27 protein-coding genes and 1 riboswitch are annotated in these 26,944 nt (G+C 38.5%); of the genes, 6 read left to right on the forward strand and 21 right to left on the reverse strand.

Annotation, left to right across the window (positions count from 1 at the left end; all coding sequences use genetic code 11):
- Positions 1-130: 130 nt before the first annotated feature.
- Both ACFX4X_RS19390 and ACFX4X_RS19395 read right to left on the reverse strand, forming a co-directional pair.
- Entirely contained in the window at positions 131-448 is a 318-nt protein-coding gene (locus tag ACFX4X_RS19390; protein ID WP_377385497.1) for a protealysin inhibitor emfourin, read from the reverse strand.
- 32 nt (positions 449-480) lie between these two features.
- A complete protein-coding gene (locus ACFX4X_RS19395; protein WP_377385500.1) occupies positions 481-1,539 on the reverse strand; it encodes a M4 family metallopeptidase in 1,059 nt (352 codons plus the stop codon).
- A 383-nt stretch (positions 1,540-1,922) separates the two neighbouring features.
- Here ACFX4X_RS19395 and ACFX4X_RS19400 point away from each other — a divergent pair, with 383 nt between their 5' ends.
- The gene (locus ACFX4X_RS19400; RefSeq protein WP_377385503.1) at positions 1,923-3,266 is read left to right on the forward strand and encodes a PepSY-associated TM helix domain-containing protein; all 1,344 of its coding nucleotides are present in this window, start codon (positions 1,923-1,925) and stop codon (positions 3,264-3,266) included.
- Positions 3,267-3,293: 27 nt separating this feature from the next.
- Positions 3,294-3,764, forward strand: a complete 471-nt coding sequence (locus tag ACFX4X_RS19405; RefSeq protein WP_377385506.1) for a FixH family protein — start codon at positions 3,294-3,296, stop codon at positions 3,762-3,764.
- Between the two features lie 433 nt (positions 3,765-4,197).
- On the opposite strand, the gene ACFX4X_RS19410 is transcribed toward ACFX4X_RS19405, so the two are convergent.
- The 4 genes from ACFX4X_RS19410 to ACFX4X_RS19425 form a co-directional block, all read right to left on the reverse strand.
- Entirely contained in the window at positions 4,198-5,103 is a 906-nt protein-coding gene (locus ACFX4X_RS19410) for a DUF4405 domain-containing protein (RefSeq protein WP_377385509.1), read from the reverse strand.
- Positions 5,104-5,397: 294 nt separating this feature from the next.
- Positions 5,398-6,597 carry a phosphoglycerate dehydrogenase gene (locus ACFX4X_RS19415; protein ID WP_061464770.1) on the reverse strand — a complete coding sequence of 400 codons (1,200 nt, stop codon included), beginning with the start codon at positions 6,595-6,597 and terminating at the stop codon, positions 5,398-5,400.
- Positions 6,598-6,739: 142 nt separating this feature from the next.
- Positions 6,740-6,818: riboswitch (ZMP/ZTP riboswitch) on the reverse strand.
- Positions 6,819-7,048: 230 nt separating this feature from the next.
- Positions 7,049-7,228: a hypothetical protein gene (locus ACFX4X_RS19420; protein WP_377385512.1), complete on the reverse strand. Its 180-nt coding sequence runs from the start codon at positions 7,226-7,228 to the stop codon at positions 7,049-7,051.
- Positions 7,229-7,276: 48 nt separating this feature from the next.
- The gene (locus ACFX4X_RS19425; protein WP_377385515.1) at positions 7,277-7,486 is read right to left on the reverse strand and encodes an ATP-dependent metallopeptidase FtsH/Yme1/Tma family protein; all 210 of its coding nucleotides are present in this window, start codon (positions 7,484-7,486) and stop codon (positions 7,277-7,279) included.
- Positions 7,487-7,673: 187 nt separating this feature from the next.
- Here ACFX4X_RS19425 and ACFX4X_RS19430 point away from each other — a divergent pair, with 187 nt between their 5' ends.
- Complete coding sequence (locus ACFX4X_RS19430; protein ID WP_377385518.1) at positions 7,674-8,453, forward strand: VOC family protein; 780 nt, start codon at positions 7,674-7,676, stop codon at positions 8,451-8,453.
- Between the two features lie 39 nt (positions 8,454-8,492).
- Positions 8,493-9,008: a GNAT family N-acetyltransferase gene (locus ACFX4X_RS19435; protein ID WP_377385521.1), complete on the forward strand. Its 516-nt coding sequence runs from the start codon at positions 8,493-8,495 to the stop codon at positions 9,006-9,008.
- Positions 9,009-9,364: 356 nt separating this feature from the next.
- On the opposite strand, the gene ACFX4X_RS19440 is transcribed toward ACFX4X_RS19435, so the two are convergent.
- From ACFX4X_RS19440 to ACFX4X_RS19455, 4 genes are all read right to left on the reverse strand, one after another.
- Complete coding sequence (locus ACFX4X_RS19440) at positions 9,365-9,781, reverse strand: VOC family protein (protein ID WP_377385560.1); 417 nt, start codon at positions 9,779-9,781, stop codon at positions 9,365-9,367.
- 242 nt (positions 9,782-10,023) lie between these two features.
- The gene (locus ACFX4X_RS19445) at positions 10,024-10,515 is read right to left on the reverse strand and encodes a PTS sugar transporter subunit IIA (protein WP_317778255.1); all 492 of its coding nucleotides are present in this window, start codon (positions 10,513-10,515) and stop codon (positions 10,024-10,026) included.
- Positions 10,516-10,581: 66 nt separating this feature from the next.
- A complete protein-coding gene (locus ACFX4X_RS19450; RefSeq protein ID WP_377385524.1) occupies positions 10,582-11,007 on the reverse strand; it encodes an iron chaperone in 426 nt (141 codons plus the stop codon).
- Positions 11,008-11,142: 135 nt separating this feature from the next.
- A complete protein-coding gene (locus ACFX4X_RS19455) occupies positions 11,143-11,790 on the reverse strand; it encodes an alpha/beta hydrolase (RefSeq protein ID WP_377385527.1) in 648 nt (215 codons plus the stop codon).
- A 225-nt stretch (positions 11,791-12,015) separates the two neighbouring features.
- Between ACFX4X_RS19455 and blaOXA the strand changes: the two genes are divergently transcribed.
- The gene (gene blaOXA / locus ACFX4X_RS19460) at positions 12,016-12,807 is read left to right on the forward strand and encodes a class D beta-lactamase (RefSeq protein WP_377385529.1); all 792 of its coding nucleotides are present in this window, start codon (positions 12,016-12,018) and stop codon (positions 12,805-12,807) included.
- Positions 12,808-13,035: 228 nt separating this feature from the next.
- The gene (locus tag ACFX4X_RS19465; RefSeq protein WP_377385532.1) at positions 13,036-13,677 is read left to right on the forward strand and encodes a DUF1796 family putative cysteine peptidase; all 642 of its coding nucleotides are present in this window, start codon (positions 13,036-13,038) and stop codon (positions 13,675-13,677) included.
- Between the two features lie 354 nt (positions 13,678-14,031).
- Here ACFX4X_RS19465 and ACFX4X_RS19470 read toward each other — a convergent pair whose 3' ends face one another.
- The 11 genes from ACFX4X_RS19470 to ACFX4X_RS19520 form a co-directional block, all read right to left on the reverse strand.
- Positions 14,032-15,789: a SulP family inorganic anion transporter gene (locus tag ACFX4X_RS19470; RefSeq protein ID WP_377385535.1), complete on the reverse strand. Its 1,758-nt coding sequence runs from the start codon at positions 15,787-15,789 to the stop codon at positions 14,032-14,034.
- A gap of 31 nt (positions 15,790-15,820) precedes the next feature.
- Positions 15,821-16,399 (reverse strand): beta-class carbonic anhydrase, encoded by a 579-nt coding sequence (locus ACFX4X_RS19475; protein ID WP_377385538.1) that lies wholly within the window; start codon positions 16,397-16,399, stop codon positions 15,821-15,823.
- A 372-nt stretch (positions 16,400-16,771) separates the two neighbouring features.
- Positions 16,772-17,506 carry a PepSY domain-containing protein gene (locus ACFX4X_RS19480; RefSeq protein WP_377385541.1) on the reverse strand — a complete coding sequence of 245 codons (735 nt, stop codon included), beginning with the start codon at positions 17,504-17,506 and terminating at the stop codon, positions 16,772-16,774.
- A gap of 27 nt (positions 17,507-17,533) precedes the next feature.
- The gene (locus ACFX4X_RS19485; RefSeq protein WP_318681861.1) at positions 17,534-18,877 is read right to left on the reverse strand and encodes a sensor histidine kinase; all 1,344 of its coding nucleotides are present in this window, start codon (positions 18,875-18,877) and stop codon (positions 17,534-17,536) included.
- Entirely contained in the window at positions 18,874-19,575 is a 702-nt protein-coding gene (locus tag ACFX4X_RS19490) for a response regulator transcription factor (protein ID WP_317778246.1), read from the reverse strand. Before ACFX4X_RS19490 ends, ACFX4X_RS19485 begins: the two co-directional genes overlap by 4 nt.
- Positions 19,576-19,756: 181 nt before the next feature.
- Positions 19,757-20,638 (reverse strand): PhzF family phenazine biosynthesis protein, encoded by an 882-nt coding sequence (locus ACFX4X_RS19495; protein WP_377385545.1) that lies wholly within the window; start codon positions 20,636-20,638, stop codon positions 19,757-19,759.
- 167 nt (positions 20,639-20,805) lie between these two features.
- On the reverse strand, positions 20,806-21,108 hold the full coding sequence (locus ACFX4X_RS19500) for an EamA family transporter (protein ID WP_377385548.1): 303 nt from the start codon (positions 21,106-21,108) through the stop codon (positions 20,806-20,808).
- A gap of 146 nt (positions 21,109-21,254) precedes the next feature.
- Positions 21,255-21,485: a DUF3953 domain-containing protein gene (locus ACFX4X_RS19505; RefSeq protein WP_061464794.1), complete on the reverse strand. Its 231-nt coding sequence runs from the start codon at positions 21,483-21,485 to the stop codon at positions 21,255-21,257.
- A gap of 235 nt (positions 21,486-21,720) precedes the next feature.
- Complete coding sequence (locus tag ACFX4X_RS19510) at positions 21,721-22,170, reverse strand: NUDIX hydrolase (protein WP_377385551.1); 450 nt, start codon at positions 22,168-22,170, stop codon at positions 21,721-21,723.
- A 928-nt stretch (positions 22,171-23,098) separates the two neighbouring features.
- Positions 23,099-26,266 carry a bifunctional cytochrome P450/NADPH--P450 reductase gene (locus tag ACFX4X_RS19515; RefSeq protein ID WP_377385554.1) on the reverse strand — a complete coding sequence of 1,056 codons (3,168 nt, stop codon included), beginning with the start codon at positions 26,264-26,266 and terminating at the stop codon, positions 23,099-23,101.
- A 171-nt stretch (positions 26,267-26,437) separates the two neighbouring features.
- A complete protein-coding gene (locus tag ACFX4X_RS19520) occupies positions 26,438-26,737 on the reverse strand; it encodes a TetR family transcriptional regulator C-terminal domain-containing protein (protein WP_377385557.1) in 300 nt (99 codons plus the stop codon).
- Positions 26,738-26,944: the final 207 nt, after the last annotated feature.

Below are 26,944 nucleotides of genomic sequence, written 5' to 3' on the forward strand. Positions count from 1 at the left end.
TTAGAGAACAAACAGCCAAAATCCATGTAAAAAGTGAAATGAAATGACATTTTTGTGAAGTTTTAAGAACACGTAAAAAAAGTCTATCTGAATGATAGACTTTTTTCTTCTAAATTTGATTAAAGTTAATCTATTCTGCCATCTTTATTTCTATGGCTAAGTTACGTAAGTAATCCAATAAGGGCCGTATTTCCTCCGGGGCTGTTGTGTCAGTAAATGAGAAGGACTGTTTCTGCTTTTCATCGGCTATATCCAGCTTGTATGAAAACGAGTCCGCTCCTTGGGCTTTGGCTCCAGCCATTTTACTTAGGTGGGCATTTGGAAGGTCAGCTGTCTTCATTAAATTCAGTAATTCCTCATTTTTTCCCTCTGGCAATTCATCTGTGTCTATCTGAAAGTTCAAGTCGAGGTTGGCAAATCCCCCTATGCAGCTAAATTGGATATGCATGTTAAATGAAGCCTCCTATTCATGGATTATGACTACTCAGGCAGTCCAACCGCTTTAAAAGCATTTTCAATTGTCCCTACAGCTGTTTTCGGAACTTCTCCACTATCAACAAGTTTTTGCGCTGACTTGATGACAATTTGTACGAATTGATTGAAATTTGCCGTTGCAAATAAATTCTGCATCGCATTGAACCAGATCAAAGCCGCTTTGTCCGTTCCGATCTCCATCGATACTAGATAAAAGGCCTTGTTTGGTATGCCGCTATTGATATGGACACCATGATTATCCCGATCTCCTTTATAGAAGTTCCTCATGTGATCAGGCTGCAAATCTTTCCCCATTAACTTATTGTCAAATGCAGTACCTGGTGCTTTCATCGAACGGAGCGCCTGTCCTTTCAGTGATGGTCCCATTATATCAGCACCGATTAGCCAATCTGCATCTCCCGCGGTTTGCTTTAAATGAAATTGTTTTATGGCAATTCCAAACGCATCCGAAAGATGTTCATTCAAGGCCCCAGACTGACCATCATACTCCAATCCACTTGTGAACTGCGTAACCCCATGTGTAAGTTCGTGTCCAATAACATCGAGTGAATTGGCAAAATTGCTAAAGATGACCCCATCGCCGTCACCAAAAACCATTTCATCCCCGTCCCAATAGGCATTCGTGAATTTATTCCCATAATGAACGTTCAGAATGAGATCAAGGCCTTTGTTATCAATTGAATTACGATGCAAGACATCCTTGAAGTAGTCACGCACAACTCCGCTATAATCATATGCAGCGTTAACTACTGGGTCTGCACTTGATCGATCCCCTTCTTTCCTGGCCTCATTCTCCCGGAGTTTCGTTCCTCCCCTGCAATCATAAACATGGCGGGCAGATTCTCCACGAGGACCAGATCCTGCATCAGTTAAAGCGACAACACCATCAATATCATATTCTTTCAAGATTCTGCGCCTGCGCATATGACGGCTTTTCGCTAAACTGACCCGTGCTTCTTCCACATCATTTTGTGCCAAATTCTCAAGAATATAGTTAGGTACGATGAAACACTGACACTTTTTGGAACAATCTCTTTTGTGCATATTCAACACTCCTTCATGTTTTTTTTCGATCATTTACATTTTCGTTATACAATAATGCCAACGCGTCTGTCTTCAACATCCTTCATGGTACTTATCCGTTCAACAAGTGAGTGTTTGATGCTTTTCCTATATTCAACACATTTCTATAGATTACTTTCGCCATACTTACCTCATTTCCCTTCATTCCTTCCTATTGTACTGCTTGCAAACTCTTTCTCGGCAGATTCACTCCTTAGTTACAGTTATTCTTCTTAGTCGATATGCTCATTCATCTTTAACAAATACAAACTTCCAATTTTTTAATAAATTTCATATTTTTCTCACATTTTTCTTTTATCATCTATATAGTGAAATTAATAGTACGACTCGGAGGTCCTGAATAAATGGAAACAAAACAACCAAACACTTCTCTGTATAGAACAGTATGGAGATGGCATTTTTATGCTGGAATTATTTTTGCACCCTTACTTATTATTCTGGCAGTTACTGGCTCCATCTATTTATTTAAGCCACAGATTGAAAACTTGCTTTACCAAGACTATCAAGAGGTTATTCAGCAAGGAGATAAGATACCAGCATCTCAGCAGATTGAGAATGTGAAGAAGCTATACCCTGATGCAGTGGTGACAAAATATCATCCCGGAGATACTGCCTCCCGTTCAAGCGAAGTAAGCATTACTGCTAATAATGAGTCCCTTACCATTTTTATAGACCCGTATACAGGTAAATCTATTGGAGAGTTAAAAGATGAAGACAGACTTATGGATAAGATTGAAGAATTTCATGGTGAACTGATGGCTGGCACCTTGGGAGACAGAGTTGTAGAGTTAGCTGCGTGTTGGGCAGTTGTGTTAATTGTCTCTGGTCTTTATTTATGGTCTCCCAAAAATAAGTTAAGTCTTTCTGGTGTTCTTTTTCCAAGAATAAATAAAGGTAAAAATACTTTCAGAAGAGATTTACATGCAGTACCTGCATTTTGGATATCAGCAGGAATGTTATTTTTAATTATGACAGGTTTGCCTTGGTCAGGTTTTTGGGGAAGTAACTTTCAAACGTTAACTACCAATTCCGGATCTGGGTATCCTCCTTCCATATGGACAGGAAGTGCTCCAACATCCTTAATTAAAACAAAAGATATTGCAGATGTACCTTGGGCAGCAGAAAATTTAGATGTACCTATCTCAGATATTCAAGGTTTTATCCCACTGTCCATTGATGATGTAGTTACGATAGCGAATCGAGAGGGTATGCATCCAAGTTATAGCATTAATATTCCAACAGAAACGGATGGCGTTTATACATTGTCAGCTTTTCCACCGAAAGCACAGGATGAAGCGACTATACATATTGACCAATATTCCGGTGCAGTTCTAGCTGATTATCGTTATGATCATTACGGTTTAATAGGAAAAATAGTTGCTTGGGGAATTACCTTGCATAAAGGGACCCAATTTGGTTTGATTAACCAAATAATCAGCCTTCTTATTTGTTTAGGAATTATGCTTGTTGCATTTAGTGGTTTTTATTTATGGTGGAAGCGAAAGCCGAAAAAAGGATTGGGTGCACCAAAAGCTCCTCCTATAAACAACATGAAATTCTTTCTAATTCTATTAATAGGTCTAGGAATTTTGTTTCCTTTGGTTGGTTTGTCTCTTATTGTCGTTTGGCTAATTGACTGGTTAATTATTAAAAGAATACCTGCAGTTAAGAAGTTTTTGAATGCATGAATCGATATGTAAAGGGTGGCTTTTGCCGTGAAAAATAATATATGTATTTCTTTAATCTTTATTTTCAGCCTATTGCTAAGTGCTTGTTCACTTGAAAAGGATGTCACTAATCTATACAAAGAAGAAACACCACTTGAAGCTGAGATAATTATACCAGCATCCTTTTCGGCTAATACACAGGAGACGATAAAGGCTGTGCTTACTCAAGGTGGTAAAATGGTTGAAAACGCGGATTTTGTTCATTTTGAGATATGGAAACAAGATGGCTCCATCAAATATAGTATGGAACAAGCTGAGGCAGAGGGGAACGGTATTTATAGTTTAAGTAAAAACTTTGATAGTGATGGTCTATACTATATAAAAGTACATGCTAGTAACGATGGTTCAATCATTATGCCTCAAAAACAGTTTATCGTAGGAAAACTTTCTCAAAGTGAATTGAAATTCTTGCAAAAAGGGATTCAAAAACTAGAAGAAAGTCATGAACATCATCATTAAAAAATCCGTTTTTCAATTGAAGACCGGATTTTTTATGGATTACTACCCCGTTTTGTTGGTAATGATATGGGTAAGAATTTTAGCTATTATTTTTTTATGATTGGAGAGAATGGTATACCTATCCCGATTTATGGATTTTGGAATGTAGGCAATACCGAGCAATTTCCTCCTGTTGGAGTCTTTTTAACATCGAATATACTGCATCAACGGAATCGTCACAATTTTTAGGGACATTAGTTGAGCCAGTATATTCCCTACCAATTTTAGTGATTTTTTAAATAGGCTTTCAAAAGTGTATGTACTTCTTGATAATCCAGCTAGGCTTAGGAAGAAGTAAAATTTCCCCTTTTTGTTTTTCCCTCAGGCAGGATGAGAACAAAACGAAAGGTAATAACGAACAAAAGCAGTATCCGGTTTATGTATGAATTGCTTTTTATACACTCGTTAAATCCCCATTACTGGAGTTAGTTTTTTTCTTTTTACTTTTATTTCTCATTATAAATTTTTCCATATAATAAATGATAATTATAAATACAGACATAATGCCAAAATACGTTATGATAACACCTAAAGCATTCGAACTCTCGAATTGGCCTTTTTCCCCTTTTAGGCTACCTTCTGACATTGGTTTTTCAAATTGGCCTTCTCCCGCTTCGAAGCCGCCTTCCGGAGGGTTTGGTCTTTCTCCCCTTTTGAAGTCCCCTTCTTGAAAGTTCGGTTTTTCTCCCCTTTCGAAGCCGCCTTCTGGCATTTGTGAAGAAGAAAGATTAAACACGTTCGCAACTCCTTGCAGCTGCATGATGAAATTTGTTGAGTACATTTGATAGCCCCCAAACACTAATAAAGCAATTGTTGCTGCTCTTGCTAAAATCCCTATGAATGGTTTGGGGGTTCTGAACTTCATCATATTTTTAAAAACATTTATTACCCATTTCCAATGTAATCCAATATGAGCTGCAACTAAAATAAGCACTAAAAACGAAATGGATATATGAGAAATTTTAAACCATTGTTCATTACCAACGTTGATATTTGGGAATACAACTCTTGAAATAAAAATGCCACTGATCATAATAAAGGTCATTGTAATTAATAACATTACGTTTAAAAAATAACCAAATTTTGTTTTAAGAGGTAGCTTGCGGTCAAACAATTTAACCGTGACTTTTTTTACCCATCGCCAATTGAGCAACACATGGATGAAAAATAATACGGCAATTACTAACCCGGCAATTTCATGAAACGTTAATCCTCCTAATACTTGTTTATTGAAAAATAATACGAACGTAACGGCCATTAAAATATCTAATCCAAGCTTCACGAACATCAGCTTTTTCATATCTTATCCTCCCTAAGTAGTTTGTCCTTGATTTTTTTTAACTAACTCCCTATTCATATTGGTGAAACTTATTATGAATAGTTTTTCTTAATTTTTTATTAAGGGAGTTTAAGGAGAATTAACTGGAGGAATTGCATCTTGAAGACACTGAACTTACCAACAATTCCTTTATAACGCTAAACCCATGCAAATTAAAAAGCCTCAACTCCTTAAAGGAATTGAGGCTTGCACTGCTATTTATCATTTGGGCAAGAAAGCATCAGGGCGTTCCTTCATGCTTTCTTCCTGATTCAATTAAATAATACGGGTTGTAACGATGCCTTCGATTTGCTTGATTTTTTCTTCCAAGCTAGGAATGATATCGCCGTTTACTTCACCGTCAATGTCGATGATCGTATACGCATATCCCCCACGGCTTCTGTTAACCATATCAGCGATGTTCAAATTAAAGCCTGATACAGCCAGTGTGATTTGCCCAACCATGTTCGGAACGTTTTCATGGAATGTTGCCACACGACGATTTCCTGTAAAAGGAAGGGAAGTATTTGGGAAATTCACTGAGTTCTTGATGTTCCCTGTCTCTAAAAATCCTTTCACCTGACGTGCTGCCATGATGGCACAGTTTTCCTCTGATTCTTGCGTAGAGGCACCAAGATGCGGAATTGGAACGACATTTTTCATTTTCAGCACGTTTTCATTCGGGAAGTCTGTAATGAACTTGCCAACTTTCCCGCTTTCAAGTGCAGCTTCCATATCATTTTCATTCACTAGCTCACCGCGTGAGAAGTTCAAAATATGAACGCCTGGTTTCATGATGCCAAATGTTTCTTGGTTAAACATTCCTCTTGTGTCATCCGTTAATGGAACGTGTACAGTAATGTAATCAGATTCTGCAAACAACTCTTCAATCGTCATGGCGCGCTGTACATTGCGAGATAAATTCCAAGCTGTATCGACAGAGATGAACGGGTCAAATCCAATTACATCCATGTCTAAATCCAGGGCATCATTCGCCACAAGCGCACCGATCGCACCTAAGCCGATTACACCCAGAGTTTTTCCCTTGATTTCTTTTCCAACGAATTGTTTCTTTCCTGCTTCTACAAGCTTCGGAATTTGTTCTCCTTCGCCTTCTAATGTCTTTGTCCATGCCACACCGGCAAAAAGGTTACGAGATGAAGCCATTAATGATGTCAGTACCATTTCTTTTACAGCGTTAGCGTTAGCACCAGGTGTATTAAAAACAACGATTCCTTGCTCGGTACATTTGTCGACCGGAATATTATTGACTCCCGCCCCTGCCCTTGCGATTGCTTTTAATTGATCTCCGAATTCCATTGTATGCATGTTAAAGCTGCGAACAACGATCGCATCAGGGTTTTCACTGTCATTGTCGACCGTAAAATCGCCTTTATTGAATACATTTAGCCCGCTTTCAGCAATATTATTTAACGTTTTGATCGTTTTCACTTTTTCTAAAAGAATTGTGCTCATCTTGTTTGTCCCCTTTTGATTATGATAGTTTTTTTTCAAATTTCGAAATATTGACAATATTTTTTGCCCATGAAAATCTGCATTCTTTAAAACTTCACTATCCTCTGTTAATAAACAGAAAGAGGCAAGGGATAAAATCCCTTACCTCTGCCCAGGCGAACGGCTACGACACTATGTGTTCCCTCACGGTTATCCGTGTTTCGCCAGTTGCACATAGTCTTTTGATTGATTTTATTCTATCAAATTATTCAGCAAATTTCAATATCAATTTAAAGGTTTTATATGGAAGAAGTCAACACTCAGCATGACCGCTTGCGAATGGCCAACTTAAGCAGGTTTAATAGCCTTTGCCAAATCATGCTCACGCCAGTATTCTTCAATTTCCTCTAATGATTTCCCTTTCATTTCAAACAACACACAAACCATCCAATTGGAAAAGCAAGTTTTTTCATCATTTAGAATGGTTCATTCTTTTGACCAATAGTAAAATAACGAAAAATAGGGTGAAAATGATCATGATCGGAATGGACGTTGAAAAAAAATTGACCCATGCGCTTGTCTCTGTGTCTTGTGGCATGACCACAATTTTTTCTATATCATGTTCTTCTGCAGCGTCATTCATTCTATTCATCGAAATTTCACTATTTGGGATAGTGGCGATAAAATATTGATCCTTTTCCTAACCTTTCAGCCGCCCGCTTATTTCAAAAACTCTTTTTTGGGGCTCCAACTCCAAATATGTTACTTTGCCATCCTCTAAAGTTGTGAAAAATTCATCTTCAGTTAATTCCTCAGTCGGTTCATTGTCATTATTAAAAATAAACACAATCCCCAAGGTAACCAAGAAGATTAGTAAATAAAATATTTTATTACGGAAAATCCGCTTCATCCTACACCTTCCCCCACGAAACAAACTAGGTCAATAGTATCATATAATAGTAATCATTAACAATTATTCCATGTTCATAAAAAGAAGGCCCTGTTGATTTCTTGGACTCGGGCAGGTTAGTTGCAAAATGGATAATATTAGTAAAAAATAGGAGGTATAGCAAACTAGAAGATAAGGGGTGAAAATTTTGATTACTCATTTCGCAGATTTAGAATTACTGACAGTATCTATTGAAGGTGTAAAGCAATGCTACGCTAACCGCCTGCAGCTCCCCATTCTATCAGAATCTAAAGAGTTCATTCAGTTTCAGCTGACGCCCTTTACTACGTTGAGTTTTAAAGAAGCGTTTGAGCCCATTTCTCCAGCACACTTTGCATTTCAAGTCCCATATTCTCAATTTGATGAAGCGGCATCATTTATCCAACAATCCGGATTATTGGTCCTAAGACAAGAACATGGTCAGTATATCGACGAAACGAACGGAAGAAAAAATCTATATTTTCGTGATGGGGATGGCCACCTTCTCGAAATCATTGCCCATGATTATGTAAATGAAGATGAACTGAAGGCATCCGGAATGTTAAGAACACTTTATTTAAGAGAGATTGGCTTCCCTGTGGATTCGGTACCAAGCTTACGCGATTGGCTGAAAAGTAACCTTGGTATGAAAACGGAACAAGATCAAGATATATTTAATTTCGTAATTAGCGGAACAGCACATGCAATAGTGGTTTCAAAACAAAGGCCTTGGATCCCTATTGCCATGAAGGCCTTACCGCCAAAAATGGCGGTGACGTTCGGTACACCCGATAAAAGGTTTATTGATGAACTGACAAAACAAATGGATCACACTTTTTTAGATGACTCTAAGAAACTATTTATACTTCGTGATAGTTATCCTTTTTATATGGAACATACTCCTGAATTCAGTGCGTCAATGGTGAAAAATTTGAATTTACCTATTTGAACCGCGTTTCTCATTTAACCTGTAAAGGGGGAAATCAATTTGTTAATAAGAAAGGCAAACGTTGCTGATGCTGAGGGTATAGCAATAGTCCATGTCGATTGCTGGCGTACCACATATAAAAATATAATGCCAAGTGATTTTTTAGATAAACTGTCTTATGGGAAAAGGAAAGACGTATGGATAGAGAATATATCTAAAGATAGAAACCATGTTTATGTAGCAGAAAATAACGAGGGAGAAATAGTCGGATTTATAAGCGGAGGAAAAAGGGAAACGAATAAAGTTGAAGATTCGGGTGATCTAACTGCGATATATATCCTCGAAGATTTTCAAAGAATGGGGATTGGAAAGAAACTCATCAAAGAATTATTTTTTATATTTAAAAAACTGGGCTTCCATACAATTTTTGTTGAGGTGCTTGAAGATAATAACTCTCGATTTTTCTATGAGGCTTTTGGTGCTGAATTGCTTAAAACCGAAAAAATCAAAATGACTGGTGCTGAATTAAATCTATTGGTTTATGAGTGGAAAGATATTAGCCCTGTATTGTTATGATTAAACTTCATTTAAGATGAATGCTGCTGGATGCGAAGGGTCCTTTTATTTCTAGCAGTTTTCTATGTCATCCTTCTCGAATTAAACCGATAGAATAATAGTGCAAAGTTCTGTGTCCATAAACTAGAAATCCCTTCCCACATTTTATGTGGGAAGGGTTTTCATATTCTTCATCCTTCATATCAGTGCCGAATTTTGTTGGGAACTTCAGTTCTTCTCACCTTCCCCTGCTTTGTCTTACTTGTTAAATATGATGTTATACACTCCAACTAACGGGTTCCTACTTCTAGCAGGCAATCATGTTGACTTCAAAAAAAGACACAGCCCTTAAGTGAGGAGTGTGCCTTGCGTTTGATTTAATTTTGATTAAATCCGCTTTCGTCCATGTAAAAAACTTCCCAAGAATGCCCATCGATATCCAGAAAACTCCAACCGTACATGAAACCATGATCGATGGCTTCATTAAAAGGCCTTCCGCCAGCATCAAGTGCCCGATTCACGACCTCATCCACATCTTCCTTACTTTTAACCGATAGGGCCACGATGGCTTCCGTACTTGCTGCTGGATTCGGGATTTCCTTCTTGGTAAACGTTTTAAAGTAATCTTCAACCAATAACATGACATATATAGACTCACTGATAACCATGCATGTTGCATTTTCATTGGTCATTTGCTCGTTAAACTTAAAGCCCACCTTTGTGAAAAATTCTATTGAGGCATCCAAATCTTTAACAGGCAAGTTTACAAAGATCTTCTCTGCTTGAACTCCCATCAAATTCACCCTCACTTGATTTATTTTATGTTCATTCACCTACTATTCGCTCCATTTTCCGATAATCCTGCCCGCAACAAAAAAAGAATGGATGTATGCATAACAAAAACAATTCAAGAACCATCGCCGACCGTAAACACCCATGGGGCTAATGACTCCGCCGGCTAAACTTGTAGAATCAATGAATGAACCGGGGTTTAATGCCTTATCATTCTCAAAAGAATCCGATTCTACATTAGGCCTTACTTCAAATGAACACTCATAATCGTTGTTTCGTTACTATTTGCTTGGCTGATATTTGTTTTTTCCAGTTTTTCAACTAGCTCGCCATTCATGATAATAATCGGAGTTATGATGCTGGGAACTTTGGATTTTAGAAATTCGATATCAAATGTAACAAGCCTGTCTCCTGCTTTTACACTTTTCCCTTCTGCGACATGGACTTCAAATCCCTCACCTTTAAGGTTAACTGTATCTAAACCTATATGAATTAACAATTCTATGCCATGCTTTGTGCGGAGGCCTAAAGCATGTTTAGTAGGAAAAACCTGGATCACTTCTGCATCAATAGGAGATACAACCACCCCCTCCTCAGGAAGAATCGCTATTCCATCCCCCATTAACTTCCCGGAAAACACTGGATCGGGAACATTTTCAATATTTATAACTTGTCCATTTATAGGAGCAAGCAGATGTTCCACATTTTCTTTTTTACCGAATAATTTTTTGAACATACTATTTCCACCCTTCTCTATCTTTTTGAATCTCACAATCAAATGTTACATAGATAATAGTTTTTGTTATTTTTTCTTTTTCAATTTCCCTTCCGCTTTCTTCTTTTTATTCTCTTCCACTCTAAATGTAACGATTTCGGTTATTAATTCATAAGGAATTGGCTTGTTCAGTGGAAACTGAACGGCCCCTTTTGAACGTTTATAATCAGATAAAGCATATTCAAAAGCAGAGATCGCGCTTGAAGTTGGATAAAGTCCTATATGTTTCTTATAGGCAGCGAAATGTACCAGATTTCCGTATAAAGCAAAAGTAGGCATTTGATAGCTTATCTTTTCTTCTGCATCCGGTGCTGCATTCTTTATGACTGTTCTTATCGTTTTTAGTATCTCCTGAACTTCTTCGGGAAATTGTATAATGTACTCATCAATTGAATTAAATCTATGGGTTCCCTCCATGATTTCTCCTTTCATAAATCCATGATTAGTTATCATTATCCCCCTTCACTCTTAAAAAAAGCACTCCCTCCTAAAGGCCGGGCACCCGTGAGTTGATTGCAGGCTTAATGAATGATCAAAACCATGCATTCAGATTCAACATAACTGGCTATCCGCTCAAGTTCGTTAGTTCTATCCTATCTTTAAGAACTCTTCCATTCTTTTCATTACATCTTCCAGCATCGTAATCGACCTTGAAGCATGCAAAGGTTCAATTTCCAAAGAATGATTAGCATTAGGGACTTGATCCATGCTTATATTCGTTTTATTTTCTATCATTTGAATTTTACCTGGAATATAATGATGATCTTTTTCTCCTATTACTATATGTGCTGAATGATTGCTGCTCAATAGCCCTTCCACAATAGAATCGAACTTCAATAGCGGCGTAAGCAAAATCATTTTGGAATTCATGAACCGCTCACTTTTCATAATTCCGTTGATGATCGGAATGGTGCCAAGTGATTTGCCCAGAAACACAGTTTCTTGATATTCATTATTTTGAAGTATTTCCGTAAGGACGGGATTCATATCATTAACGATCACTTTTGTGATATCCACCAAAGGATGCTTGAATATATCCTGGTCGTAAGAGTAATGAATATGCACGACATCAAACTGTTTTTGAAGCATGAGCATTGTCGAATAATAAAATAACGGCTTCTCATACGTGTAACCCGCACCTGAAAACATAAAACAAACGGCCCGACTTCCATTTTCAATATGTGTGTATGAAACTTCTTTCTCATTATTATTTATTTTTCTTTGATTAACCTTCATGATAGACTCCTCCCATTGAATCGTTTGCTATATATATTCATTAGCTACCCGCTGCAATCCTCCTTGATTGATATGATCTAGTTTTGTACATTTACTGAATCCCCAAATAAGGTTTTGTTTCTAATCGGAAATATGTATACTTTAACTATCAACCTATTTTATGGAAATGATGAAGACCTGTATTTCATATGATCGATCAATCCATGCCTTAAAGGAGAGTGTGTAATGAAAATTAAAACGTTATGTTTCATTCTTGTCCTGCTAGTCACTGGTTCTATGAGCACGATTGATGCAAGTGCAAACGATCAAAAGGTGAAAGAACTGCATATCAGGGAATCTTTCGCTGGTGTGGAAGGCACGACGGTCATCCAAAACTTAAAAAATGATAAAGTATATATCTATAACAAACAGAGAAGTAACGTACGCTACACTCCAGAATCGACATTTAAAGTCGCGAATGCATTAATTGGCTTACAGACAAAAGCGGTGAGCGATGAATATGAAGTGAAGCGATGGGATGGTGTAATCAGGGAATTTGAAGATTGGAACAGGGATCATACTTTGGCTTCAGGCATGAGGCATTCAGTGATCTGGTATTATCAAGAAATGGCCCGCGACATAGGGGCAGAAAAAATGCAGCAATATATAAACCTGATCGACTACGGCAATCACGATATATCCGGTGGAATCGATCATTTCTGGCTGGACAGCAGCATAAAAATATCTGCCCAGGAACAAGTACAATTCATCGAAAACCTTGTAGAGGAAACACTGCCTATCGATAAGCAGCATATGAGAACCGTAAAGAGAATCATGATTAACGAAGAAGCAGACTCATATGTCCTCCATGGAAAAACAGGTACACGCCTTTCCGATATGGGATTGGGCTGGTATGTGGGTTACATCGAAACGGACAAAGGGAAATGGGCTTTCGCAACGAACACGGACGGCAGCGGCAGCAAAGCCAAGACGATTACACTGGATGTCTTGAAAGACCTGGATATCATAAAAGAATAATAGTTCACGCATGCCTCAAACTTGGGCATGCGTTTTGCTTTGTCTTAAAGAGGATATCATCAGTTTTCACATATCCTTTAAAAAGGTAGTTCTCAACGTGCATTGAAAGATAGATAGCCTTGGCTATTCCTGTTCACCAAGACTCTGAAGCCTTTTTTGGGATTGTCCAATCAAAAAAAAAAATTCTCATCTACTATAGTATTGATAATTTGGAAAGGGGAATTAATATTGAAATTAAACGAAATCAAGAAAACTTATGATGTAATCATTCCTTGTGGCAGCGCTTGCTCTCCCACTTTGAACCTAAGAAGACTTGGTTTAAGAAGATTTTCTTTGCCTCTTGACTGGGTCTATACTGAGTCATTTGCAGAAGTGGCTAATCTATATAGAAATCAGTTCAAAGAATATATGGAATTGAGGAATCTTACTTTAGTGGAAGGATCAGCTACTTATTTTGATGATGACATAGTTATAAATGCTGTAAATACCTATTTGATCAGAGATAACCATTATAAAGTTACTTCAGTTCACGATTTCCCCATCCTCCCTGATAAAAAGTGGTTTGAAACATATCCTGATTTCAAAGAAAATTTAAATAAAAGAATAGCAAGATTCAATGAAACAATTAACAATAGTGATTCAATCCTATTTGTTAGATGGTCAACAATTTATGACCATGCCTATTTGTTTCAACAAGCTATGCAAGACATGTTAAAAGAAAAAAAATTTAATGTATTAATATTAATCCCCTCGGATAATGCAACGAGTATTTCCGAATTGGAATGGAACCTAGAAAATGTTTGTGTTTTAAAAGTTCCTAACCAGATTGAAGATGAGGCCATTTGGAATCATGCTTATAGTGGCATATAATTAAATTAACTTCTGTCTTGATTAATCCCTGTGCAAACCATGCTTATATGTTAATGATTTCAATTTTGACGATTTTAGTTATTGTTTTAGGTTTTTCATCTAGCCAAAAATAATCAACGCTTTTTCGCTTCTTTCTTTTTTTCGTTCAAGTAAGTCAACTTGTTTGACAGTCTTAAGACTAATTTTAGCTATCATATATCACATTCATTCCCCTTAAAGGCAGTAATAATTATTTTTTGTTATATTCTTAGATATACTAACTGCTTGTGAAAATTCTTCAAAGGGGAATTGTTTATTAAAGGTTTAAGAGAAAGGCATCTGCCAAAAGCAGATGCCTTATCTTGTTGACAGGAGTCATGTTAATCCCATCTCTTGTTTTCTTTTCTGTTTTAATACCGCAGGCTTTGGAGCCTGCTGGGAGAGTGCCGTACATTCATCAAAAGAAAATTGTTTACACCCTTTACAACGGTTAACATCTAGTTTTGATAAAGCTTTATTAATGGCATCACCCGTACTGGAAAAGAACTGTTCCTCACCTACTAGTTTATTAAAACCTGTTTTTTCGAGCATTTCTTTAGGTTCCTGTTGAATCCCGGAAATCAACACTTGTAGTTGGTGAAACTTGAATTGCTTCACAATGTCGGTGAGAAGTGCTTCTCCCGATGTATCAATAAATGACACATTGCTCATTCTTAATAGGAGGACTTTTGGTTTAGAACGCATGATTTGTTCGATTTCTTCTTGTAGCCTTTCGATTGAACCAAAGAATAAAGGTCCTTCTATCGTATAAATGTGAATCTGTGGACAATTTGAACCGTGTTGAACCATTTCCGGTTTAACTAGTTTATCAGTTGGATCTGGTAAAACCCTTGATAATTTCAATGTACCGCTCATTAGTTTAACAAAAGATAGAATAGCTAATAGTAAACCGATCCCAACACCTGTTGTCAGGTCAATCAAAACTGTTAACAAGAAGGTCACGATTAATACGACCGAGTCCATGGTTTTTGCTTTTAAGATATGCGAAAATTCTTTGCGTTCACTCATGTTCCATGCGACAAACATAAGAATGGGGGCCATACTGGCCAATGGAATGGCCGAAGCATAAGGAGCTAAACTAACTAGCACCAGTAATACCACCAACCCATGTACCACACCAGATATAGGGGAAACTGCACCGTTTTTAATATTCGTTGCGGTACGCGCGATGGCACCTGTAGCCGGAATGCCTCCAAATAAAGGCGTAATCATATTGGTCAATCCTTGCCCAATTAGCTCTTTATTACTGTTATGTTTACTGCCGGTCATGCCGTCTGCCACTACAGCAGATAATAGCGATTCAACTCCTCCAAGCATGGCAATGACTAAAGCAGCCGGCAGGAGTTCAATCACTAGGCTGCCGGTGATCTGGGGAAACTGAAAATGGGGCAATTCATTAGGAATGGCACCATAGGTCGATCCAATGGTCGCTACCTGATCAGGAAAGAAAAAGGCAGCGACTAGAGTTGATACCATCAATCCCAGCAATGCTCCAGGGATTTTTGGTATATACTTTGGAGTTAATATGACGAGCGCTAAACTAATGATAGCCACCAGTACACTGTAGATGTTCACTGTATTAAAATTCAATATGATTTCTTTCATATTTAAAAGAAATGATTCTTCCTTTTTTAAGTTACTGAGTCCAAAGAAATTGGCAATCTGGCCAGAGAAGATAATCACAGCAATTCCAGCAGTAAAGCCGATGGTAACTGGACGGGGAATAAACTTGATGAATCTTCCCAATTTGAACACACCTAAAAGAAAAATCATGATGCCTGCCAAGAAACCGGCGATTAACAGTTTTTCATATCCGTATTGCATCACCACTCCCAACAAGATCGGGACAAAGGCTCCAGTCGGTCCTGCAATTTGATATTTGGACCCTCCCAAAAGGGAGACCATAATTCCAGCAACAATTGATGTGTAAAGTCCGTATTCTGGTCTTACTCCTGAAGCAATGGCAAAAGCCATCGCTAAAGGAATTGCTACAATCCCAACTACCACCCCGGCAACCAGGTCTTTTTGAAAATGGCCTAAGTTGTATCCTTCAAGCCTGCTAGAACGAATCATTCTATCACTCCTTCTTTTATTAAATGTGTATTTAGTCGTTGCTTGCAACCTTGCTATATCCATCTATGATTCGCTCTAATTTACCCGTTTCGGGATGGATGACCATACCGTGAACGGCAATGGAATCTGGTAATAATGGGTGATTTTTGATCAAATGGACACTATTTGTTACACTCTCCTCAACACATTGAAATCCCGACAGCCACTTTGATAGTTCAATACCAGAGTTTGTAAGTACATCAATATGCTCCTGACTGACTTTCTTCTGCTTTGCGGCATCAAGAAGTGATGATGATTGAAGCCCCACCATACCGCATCCGTGATGTCCGATCACACACACTTCCTCCACTTTCAGCTCATAAATAGCGACAAGGATACTGCGCATAATGCTGCCAAAAGGGTGCGAAACAATAGCTCCAGCGTTTTTAATGATTTTCGCATCACCATTTTTTAAACCCATCGCTTTTGGAAGCAGCTCCAACAGACGGGTATCCATGCACGTAATGATGACGATCTTTTTATTTGGATACTTTGTGGTTTGAAACTCTTCATATTTATTTTGATCGACAAACTTCTTGTTATAATCCAGAATTCTAGAAATGATAGACATTACTTATTCTCCCTTCTCATGTTGAAATATGTTGGAAATGTTCTATGTACAATAATCCAGATGCCTTTCATCCAACTTATTTGCCTCCTTTTTATCATTTGGTGCCTTCACCAATGATTTAAGGCGAATCCATGGATAAAACCTTTTTTTAAGCTAATTCCATGTTAGAGCTATTAAATTAGAGTTAAATGATAGAAGGATTAGAAATCAGTGAGAATTATTACAATTTCTTCTCTTTTTTTTTGCATTTTCCTTACTCACCGAACCAAAAAAAGGGTGATGCATATTAGACAGCTAATATGCATCACCCTTTTTTTTTGATTTGTATCATTTCCGTCTAGATTAATAAACCCTTATCCCTAAGCAACTGTTTTATTCAGGACCATCATTATCTTCCACTTCATCATCTTCCCATGTGATTGTTTTTACTTCTTTTGTGTAGCCGTCCACTTGGACTACTGCGTCCCTATCGTCTTCTAATTCAACTTCGACCAAATAATAAGATGTCTGATCTGAAGGTTGATAAAATTCTGTATCGTCAGCAGTTCCTTTTACATGTTTTTCCGCAATCGCAATTGCTTCGTTTTCTGTAATGATACTATCCGCTACCATTGTCGAGTCAATAATAGCTCCTGTATGTGGGTCGAGTATTAATGTGATTTTTTCGTTATTCTTATTTACCACCGCTTTATAATAGGAGTTGTCTTTCTCCTGTACAAAATCAATTTGTTCCAGGTCACCTTGTGAGGAAATACGTGCCTTTATTTCTTTTTGGTTCAGTTGTTTTTGGGGTGTTTTTTCCGTCGTTTCTTCAGCTGTATGAACTATTGTTTCTTTTTTTATAGAACGAACTTCACCGCTTTTCGCATCCATCCTAATTAGATATACCCCTGTTTCAAGCTGCATTTCAATCTGATATTCTTCACCTTCACTTTTCGTTGTCTTTATAATGGTTCCAGGATATTTATCCTTTGCTGTCTGGTACACTTCTTCTTTCGTCAAGTTTTCCGCGGATAATGATGGAGCCCACCATTGAAATCCAACGAATACTAGCAGACCAAAAACGAGAGCTGATCCAACTGTTATCAGCACTTTTCCATTCTTCATCGTGTCCCCCATCCAACGCATTCTGGTTTATTTAAATAAAAGAGTAACGTTCGTTCCCCTGCCTTCGAGACTATCCATTTCAATCCGTACATCAATTGCATCAGCAATTTCCCTTGCCATGGAAAGCCCCAATCCTGATCCGCCTTGCTTTCGGGTTCTAGCTTTATCTACACGATAAAAGCGATCGAACACTTTTGGCAATTCAGCCTTTGCAATTCCATCCCCTCTGTCTTCGATGCGGATATATGCTTCATTACTTGTTTGTCCTATGTAGACTGAGATATGCTCGTCACTATACTTTCTTGCATTGTCCAAAAAAATAAACAAAAGTTGTTTTAACTTTTGAATGTCCGTTAATGCTTCAATTTCATCACCACTATAAATCTCCACTGTTCGATTGTACGCATTTTTATATACTTTCGCTAACTCGGCAATGATATCGGTCAGATTGACGTATTCCTTCTCTATATTCCATTTTTCCTGATGCTTTGCAAGCAGGAGCATTTGCTCAGTCAGCTCTCTCATTCTAATCGCTTCAGAATGAATGGCCTCTATGGATTCATCGAACAATTCAGGCCGCTCCAACCCTTTTCTTTTCAAAAGGCTTGCATAGCTTTCGATGATAGTTAACGGTGTTTTTAATTCATGGGAAGCATTTGATACGAATTGCTCCTGTTTTTCGAAGTTAGTTTGCAGCAAATCAATCATGTGATTAAAGGTTTTTCCCATTTCCACAAGTTCATCTTTTGATTTTTCCTCTAGGCTAAGTCGCTTAAATTGGCCGCTTGTTTGAATCTCCTTCATCGTATCAATCATCGATCGAATCGGACGAGCGATGAAGTTACTAAGAATACTGCTTGATATCATAACAGGAATCATGGCAATGACAGTTACGGCAATTAATACAATGCGAAGAACAGAGAGCATTTCTTCTGTTGCTTGAATGCTTTTGGTGATTTGAAGATTAACTACACTTCCATCCCCCCAAACGATCGGGTTTGAAACGAACACATACTTTTTCTGATGATATGTGATGATCGCGCTCTTCTCACCTGGGTAAAAGCTGCTTTTTCGATTGCTTAACTGCTTTTCAGAATTGGATGTCACAGCTGTTCCTTTTCGTTGCCCTTCTTTTACAATTCCAACCATGCCATCTATAGGCAGATAAGCCCGAAGTAAATCATTTGGTGAAATATGATTAACATTTTTACTAACATCAAATGCAATTTTCTCTGTCTCCGCTTTTGCACGATTAAGTTCGTGCACCATCATCAGGTTACTGAAAACAAAATAAATGGAAACATTCATCAAAAGCAGCAGGAAAATGAATAGTACCGCTGTATATAAATTTATTTTCTTCCGCAGTCTCATTTTGCTTCCTTCATGACATAGCCAACGCCTCTTACAGTATGAATGAGTGGCGTATCAAAGCCATATTCGAGCTTTTTGCGAACATATCGGATATACACATCCACTACGTTTGTTTCTCCATAGAAATCATACCCCCAAACCGCTTCCAGAATTTGATCCCGGTTTAGCACTTGGCGCTTATTCTTCAATAAATAAAGAAGTAGATCATACTCTTTTGGGGTTAGGTCAATTTCACTTTCACCTCTAATGACTTCGCGCGTTTTGACATTTAATTTTAAGTCAGCAGTATTTAGCCATTCACCGTCTTCATCTTCCATTGAAGGTGCCGCAGTCCGCATTCTTAAAACCGCACGTATTCGCGCAAGCAATTCCTCAATTTGGAAAGGTTTAGTGATATAATCATTCGCACCGAGATCAAGACCAGAAACTTTATCTTCAACCGAGCCCTTTGCCGTTAACAGGATGACAGGGGTGACAGTGTTTTTCGTTCGAATTTTACGAAGCAGCTCGATGCCGCTTATGCCTGGAAGCATGACATCCAATAAGATCAAATCCCACTTTCTTGATTGATAGGCTTCAAGGGCTTCATACCCATCCATTGCCCTTCCGGTTTGGTAGCCTTCGATTTCGAGCTCTAATTCAAGCAGTCTCAAGATTTTTTCTTCATCTTCTACGATTAATATTGATTCTTTATTCATTTGGAATGCCTCCTTTGTGAGGATTTTTTTGTGGTATTCTGTCAGGAAAATTCATTCAAAACATTGTTTGTTTTCCTGATCACGAGATTGATAGGGAAGCGAAGTTCAAGAAGAAAAAGGCTGCCTCAGCAACCTTACTTGTTTTGAAGTAAATCACTTGTCAGTTGAAAAGGTCAGGTTATTAAAGAAACCATTCACCTTGAGCAATTTTCACTACTTTACCTCCTACATGAACGTCGATTTCCCCGTTAACATCACCTGCTTTTAAAAACAATAAAGAAGGTCTTTCGATTTCGCATCCTTGTTCTACGCGAATGTCTATTTCACTTTTTTCAAAATACCGGTATTTAACTAAGTAAGCAGCTAAACATCCATTAGAACTGCCAGTTGCTGCATCTTCGGGAATACCATAATAGTCCGCAAAGTCGCGAACATTCAAATCATTTTTCGAATCATACGTTTCTGGAGAAAAAACCATAATGGCTTTTGCATCCGTATGTTCGATTAACTCAAAATATTTTTCTTTATTAATCTTTACTTTTTTAATGGCTTCCAATGATTTTAATGGGACAACAAGCACTGGAAGTCCCGTCGAAACTTCTTGAATGGGAAATCTATCATCTATGTTTTTTTTATGTATATTTAAAATTTCAGAAATTTTATCTGTATCTAAAATCCGGCCAAAAGTTGGTTCATTTTGTTTCATCCATAGAAGCTCTTCTTGATTATTGAATGTTACTGTTATCTGTCCACCTTTAAAGTTTAAGATAATGTTTTCCAATGTTGCTTCTAATACTTCGTTTTGAATGATATATGCAGTTCCTAAAGTCGGATGTCCAGCAAAAGGAACCTCTTCATTAGGTGTAAAAATCCGAACATCATAGCCGCCATCATTTTTTGAATCAGACAAGATAAAGGTAGTTTCGGAAAAATTAATTTCTTTGGCTATTTGTTGCATTTCATTATCCGGAATATTTCCAGCTTTCTTAAAAACCGCGAGTTGATTTCCTGTATATTTTCCATTAGAAAACACATCAACAATAGAATAATTAACTCTCTCCATAAACTTCCCCTCGTTTACATTTTAGTTATTTTAACGAATGTACAAATTATTGCATGTAAAATTTTAAAAAAGAAGACGCTATTTACCCAGTTAGCTCCATAAAAAAAAGAGCTGCCCGAGCAACTCTCATGTTAAAAGCCCTATATACTTTTAGTACAATATTACTCTTATAAATCAACATAATCCTGTCTTTTATTTTTCACATTCGTTTTTGATTTTATATTTAGGTTCGATAAACTCACACCAACTAAAGTTAATCCCCCTCCTCCTAAAGCTAGCATGGTTGGAAATTCCCCTAACAAAAGCCATGAAATAATAAGTGCTACAGCAGGTGTCAAATACAGCGAACTTGTCGCTTCCGATGCCCCAACTTTTGAAGTAATATAAGCAAGGGCAAAATACGGAATCACCGTTGGAAATAGACCTAAATAAATCACAGCATATGTTGATGAAACCCCACTAAAGAACATCCTTTTCACAACCAATTTATCTATATTTCACCATAATATTTAAGCGCATAAGAAAAAGAGCTGCCAGAGCAACTCCCTTCTTGTTAATTCTAAATCCCCAATGATGAACAAAGACCCTATAAAATTTCATAAAAAACCATAGAATTCTATATTAAGAAACCTTGGGTCGCGACATAGAAAACAAATAACGAGACAGCAAGACACATATACCCCCCAAATCCTTTTCGATCCTTTTGAAGTTCGATAAATCCTATCACCAGCATCATTAACCCCAAGAACAACATGGTATACGGTAATAACTCAGAATTCCCAGTAATTAACTGAGTTGCTGATAAAGCAATAACAATGATCCCTAAGATGATTCTAACTATTTTCAAGAAATATTCCCCCTTATCCTAATCCACTAATTATACCATTTTGTATAAAGTGGGCTTTTAGACTTTTTCGTTAGTTCATTTTATCTGTTCACCCAATTGATTTTAGGTGCGATTGCAGGCAATATTATTCCGCCAACCTATGTCATTACTTCACTTAGATTTTCGATGTTCGAGTTCGAGTTTTAGGTTTTCGATTCAATCAACATTCAATTGTCAGATTAAAAAGGGATACTAGTCATAAATTATACGTTTGCCCATTTTTGTAAGTGAATGTGTAGTTTCCTTCTTTTTTCAATAAAACCGGCAAGTACTGTGCAACCATTTCAGCAATTCCAAGGTTCTGTGGATGGAGTATCCAATCAATCGATTTCCATTCCAGAATACCTTCCCGCGTTTTTTTCGGTGTTTCATATATTAAATCTTCATCCGCTTCATACAAATAAACATATATTCCATCAAGTTCACCTTCCGGGGTCTCCCATGTTACCGTTCCTTTAGAAAAAAAGGGCTTTACCTCTATGCCCGTTTCCTCCAATACCTCACGCAGTGCACCTATATCAGGGGTTTCACCTTTCTCGATTTTGCCCCCCACTCCGTTCCAAACACCCATAATTGGAGCTTTCTCCCGATTAAGCATAAGTATTTCATTATTTTTCTTTACAAAACAAACTGTATACTTAAACATTTTATAAAGTGACCCCTTTATCGTTAGTTTCATTAAAACATTGGCTTGTCATCTGCCTCCAGCACACTCTCAAATTTTAACAATGAATAAAGAATCCGTAAACGTCCTGCGTCAAAGAATGAATGAACTCCCCCATTAGATATAAGTTTCATAGCTTCTATTTTTGCGCAAAATAGTTATTTAACTCGTGGAATTTTGCTATTTAATCCTATATTTCGCTGTTTACTGGTGAGGTTACGCTATTTATTCATGAAATTTGCTGTTTACTCGTGAATTAATGCTCTTTACTCGTGAGTTTTGCTGTTTTACTCGTGAGTTTCTTCACTTTACTCGTGAGTTTTGTTGTTTTACTCGTGAATTCGTACTTTACTCATGAAATTTGCTGTTTTACTCGTGAGTTTCCGCTCTTTACTCGTGAGTTTTGTTGTTTTACTCGTGAGTTTCCGCTCTTTACTCGTGAGTTTTGCTGTTTTACTCGTGAGTTTTGCTGTTTTACTCGTAAGTTTTGCTGTTTTACTCGTGAGTTTCCGCTCTTTACTCGTGAATTTTGCTGTTTTACTCGTGAATTAATGCTCTTTACTCGTGAGTTTCTGCTCTTTACTCGTGAGTTTTGTTGTTTTACTCGTGAGTTTTGTTGTTTTACTCGTGAATTGCCGCTCTTTACTCGTGAGTTATGCTGTTTTACTCGTGAATTAATGCACTTTACTCGTGAGTTATGCTGTTTTACTCGTGAATTAATGCACTTTACTCGTGAGTTTCTGCTCTTTACTCGTGAGTTTTGCTGTTTTACTCGTGAGTTTCCGCTCTTTACTCGTGAGTTTCCGCTCTTTACTCGTGAGTTTTGCTGTTTTACTCGTGAATTCGTATTTTATATCATTACTTGTGCAAAAAAAGCAGCGATCCCCTTGGAATCGCTGCTCTCTGTTATTTATGCTCCTGCCCAAACATCCTTGGCATATCTGCCATTATCCTCTAAGGATTGCAGCCATTCTGTGGCTTCTTCTTTAGTTGTTTGATAGAAATGCATATAGCTGTCGATTAATGTTCGTTCAACATCGGGCGCCATTTTGCTTCCGTCTCCGCAGATGTATAGGTGTCCTCCTTCTTTTAATAAAGGAAGAATGTCTTGGGCGTTTTCTGCTAACCGGTTTTGGACATATGTTTTTTCTTGACCGGGACATCTTGAGAAAGCGGTGTGCAGTGTTACAAGTCCCTCTTGTTCGGCTTGCACGAGTTCTTCTTGATAGAGGAAATCGTGTTCAGGATTACGGCATCCAAAGTAAAGGTGGGCCGACCCTAGGGTTTCACCTTTTTTCTTAAGAGCGCGACGAGCCTGAATGAAGCCTCTGAATGGTGCAATTCCTGTTCCAGGGCCAATCATGATGATTGGTTTCTCCGTTTGCTCTGGAAGCTGGAAATTGGATTGCGGCGTATTGATAAAGCAGGCTACCTTGTCGCCCTCGGAGCGTTCTGCCAAATAATTCGATGCAATTCCTTTGTATTCCCCGTTGCCGCTTAAAGCATTCCCACGGACGACGCTGACCGTGATGCTTGCTTCTCCTTCCTTGTGTAGTGGTGAGCTTGAAATAGAGTAGTATCTTGCTTTTAAAGGTGGCAGTAAAGCCAGGAAACGTTCAAATGGGATTTCACATGCAAGGTACGTTTCTGTCAGATCAAGCATGGTCATGCGCTTGTTCAGGATTTCTCGTTTATAGGTACTGTCCTCGAGAAGATTTTCAAGTTCTTTTACATGGGGCGGACATACCGTGTGAGTGGCAAGCGCCCGAATCTGAGACCGGGTGGCTGGTTCTTGGAACTCCACATGATTGGATAGTAACTCCTCGAGTTTTATAGGTTTTCCTGTAGGAAGATGGGCAGCTTTTCCCGAATCCCCAGTCAGATTCACGTAATCTTGGCCTTTTAGGTTAAATCGACTGAGCACTCGCTCGACAAGTTCCGATGGATTTTGCGGAAGTACCCCGAGATGATCGCCTTCCTGATAATGTATTCCCTCTGGCAGAGTTAATTCTATATGCCGTGTACTTCTTCCGCTATCTACATGTTGTAATTCAAAATTCCTTTTTACAATAGAGGTAAATGCATGATGGGTGCGGGCGAGTGGCGTGCCGCTCACATTACTTACGAAGTTCATCGTAATCGAGCTGCTTTCCCGTTCATTCATATTCACTTCGATGTTCAGGGTTTCGGCAAGATTTGGCCAGAGTGCTTCTGTCCATTTCTCGTAATCCCCTTCAAAATCATCGCTTGCATCTCCATAGCCTGTTTCTGACAGCCTCACTGCTCCTTTTTGTTCCAGCCGTTCATCAATGAAAATCGGAATGCGTTGGTACGTATTGGCCCAATTGCGGTCTCCGCAGCCAAAGACCGCATAGTGAACCCCATCCAAAGTGTCATCATGACTTTCCTTCAGCCATGAAACAAAGTCATCCGCATTATCAGTGGGATTTCCATTATAAGATGCCGAAACTATGAGAACGGCCCCTTCTTGAGGAAGTCGATCGGTGTAATCATTCAAAGGGGCAACCCTGGCATTGAAGCCTTGTAGCTTCCCTGTTTCAGCAAGATCACGAGCAATCCCTTCAGCTGTTCCCATGTTTGATCCAAACAGGACGAGTAATGGTGTGCCATGCGCAGATTCGATGGAAGATGCCGTGGCTCCTTTGTCCGCAGACTTTGGTTCTGAAGAAGCAACGGTAAACGACATCGCCGGCTTTCTAGGTGAAACGCGCATGGTCAATCCGTCCGGTTTGAGAGTCAAGGTTTCTTTAACATCCAATTGATAATCTTCATGATCAATCAAGTCAAAGTGCTGTAAAACCATTCCGAGCACCAATGTCGCTTCATGAAGCGCAAACTGCTGTCCGATACAGGCTCGCTGCCCGTTTCCAAACGGTTTATAAGCATGATAAGGGATGGAATCCAAATTCTCGAACCGCTCAGGAATGAATGATTCAACGTCATCACCCCAAACGGATGGATCACGGTGAAGCTCAGGAATAAGCAGCGTGAACACATCACCTTTCTTCACATTGTATTTTTCGTCCAAAATGGTATCTTCTTTCGCATAAACGGAAAACGCCGGAGCTGTCGGCCACAGACGAAGCACTTCATTCAGCACCATACGGACATATTTCAGCTTTTTCACTTGTTTGTAATCAGGAACATCGTCACCCAGCACTTCATCGACTTCCTGCTGTGCTTTTTTTAACTTGTCTCTGTTATTCATGAGGAAATAGATGGCGAACGATAGGAGGCCGCTCGTCGTTTCATGTCCAGCTATTAAAAAGGTAATGATTTGAAAACGGATATTTTCATCATCCAGTGATACGCCCGTTTCAGGATCGACTCCTTTCAACATATGTGAAAGAAGGTCATCTTCTCCCTGATCACCATTTTGTTTTCGTTCAGCAATCATTTCATCCACTAGAGAGAACATATATTGAATGTCTTCCCTGAATTGTTTTTTAGACTTGACCATCAGTTTATCTTGAATGCCAAGTCGCTGCGTTTGGCTCATCGCTTCATCCAACGCACGCACCATACTGGTGACAAAAGGATGGGTGGTCTCCCGATAAAAACTGTTAAAGCGGTAATTGAACCCGCAGAGACCGATCGTATCCAAGGTCAAACGTGTCATATCTTCAGGAACATCAATCACATCAGCCGGATTCACGCGAGCCCATTTTTGAATGAGTTGGATTGCAAGATCCACCATTTTAGCATGATACCCCTTCATTGCCTGCTGGCTAAAGCTGGGCAGCAGGATGTTATGGGCCTTTTTCCAATTCGGCTCCGCCGTTTCACTTGTGAAGAGACCATCGCCACCAAATGCTCGCACTTTTTGCAGTGAAGGACCGACTTTCTTATCAAACCTTGTTTCATCACAAATTTCTTTAGCGAGGGCAGCACTGGATACGAATGTAGAGATGCGACCAGGAAATTGGAATTGAAAAACCGGTCCAAGTTCTCGTGCCAGCTTCATATATGACTGAAGCGGTTTATCCTTATCTATTATAGGCAGGCTGCCTAGGGGGCCGTATGACTTTGGCTGTGGAAACTGAGTTGTATTTTCCATTTTATTAGCACCTCTTTTATTAGATTAAAATGCGAAATGAACGTTCATTCCGCTTAGTTGTTGAAAATGTCTCAAACGTGCAACCGGACAGAATCCCAAAAACTTTCTTCCACATCTACCAAAAGTTTTGATTCAGGTTCTAGCTTCCCAATGCGGACAAGCTGCGCAAGCTCAAGAAAATGCTCCGTAAATGATGGCAATCAAAGCTGAGGAAGGCAGCTCCTTAATTTCTTTTTTCTCTTTTCCTGAATCAAAGAAAGTTTTAAATATATTTAAAAAATGGGCTCCACTATGAATCTTTATAAAATAAAGAGCTTGATCCTGCCCTGTCGTAGAATGAACCATTGATTTGAAAATATGGTGGAACTGATTGGGAATCGAATCATCATGATTCACCCTTTTTTTATAAGATGCGGAATGAATGTTCATTTCTGTTAATGTAAGTGTATACTCATTAAAATTCCATCTCAATCGCGCATAGTACCCATATTTTGTGAATTCTTTATAATCAAATAGAGACAAAAGGCCTGTATATCTTATTTCAACGAGTTAAACCGTCACTAAACAACATCTTTTGACTCATGCAAAAAAGAGCTGATCGTGAAGTGAACCCAAAAAGTTAGACACTTTATTTAATTAGGCAGCCTTGAGGGCATGAACCCGGTAATCTACCGGGCT

The organism is Peribacillus sp. YIM B13481, assembly GCF_042787985.1.
Taxonomy (GTDB): domain Bacteria; phylum Bacillota; class Bacilli; order Bacillales; family DSM-1321; genus Peribacillus; species Peribacillus simplex_A.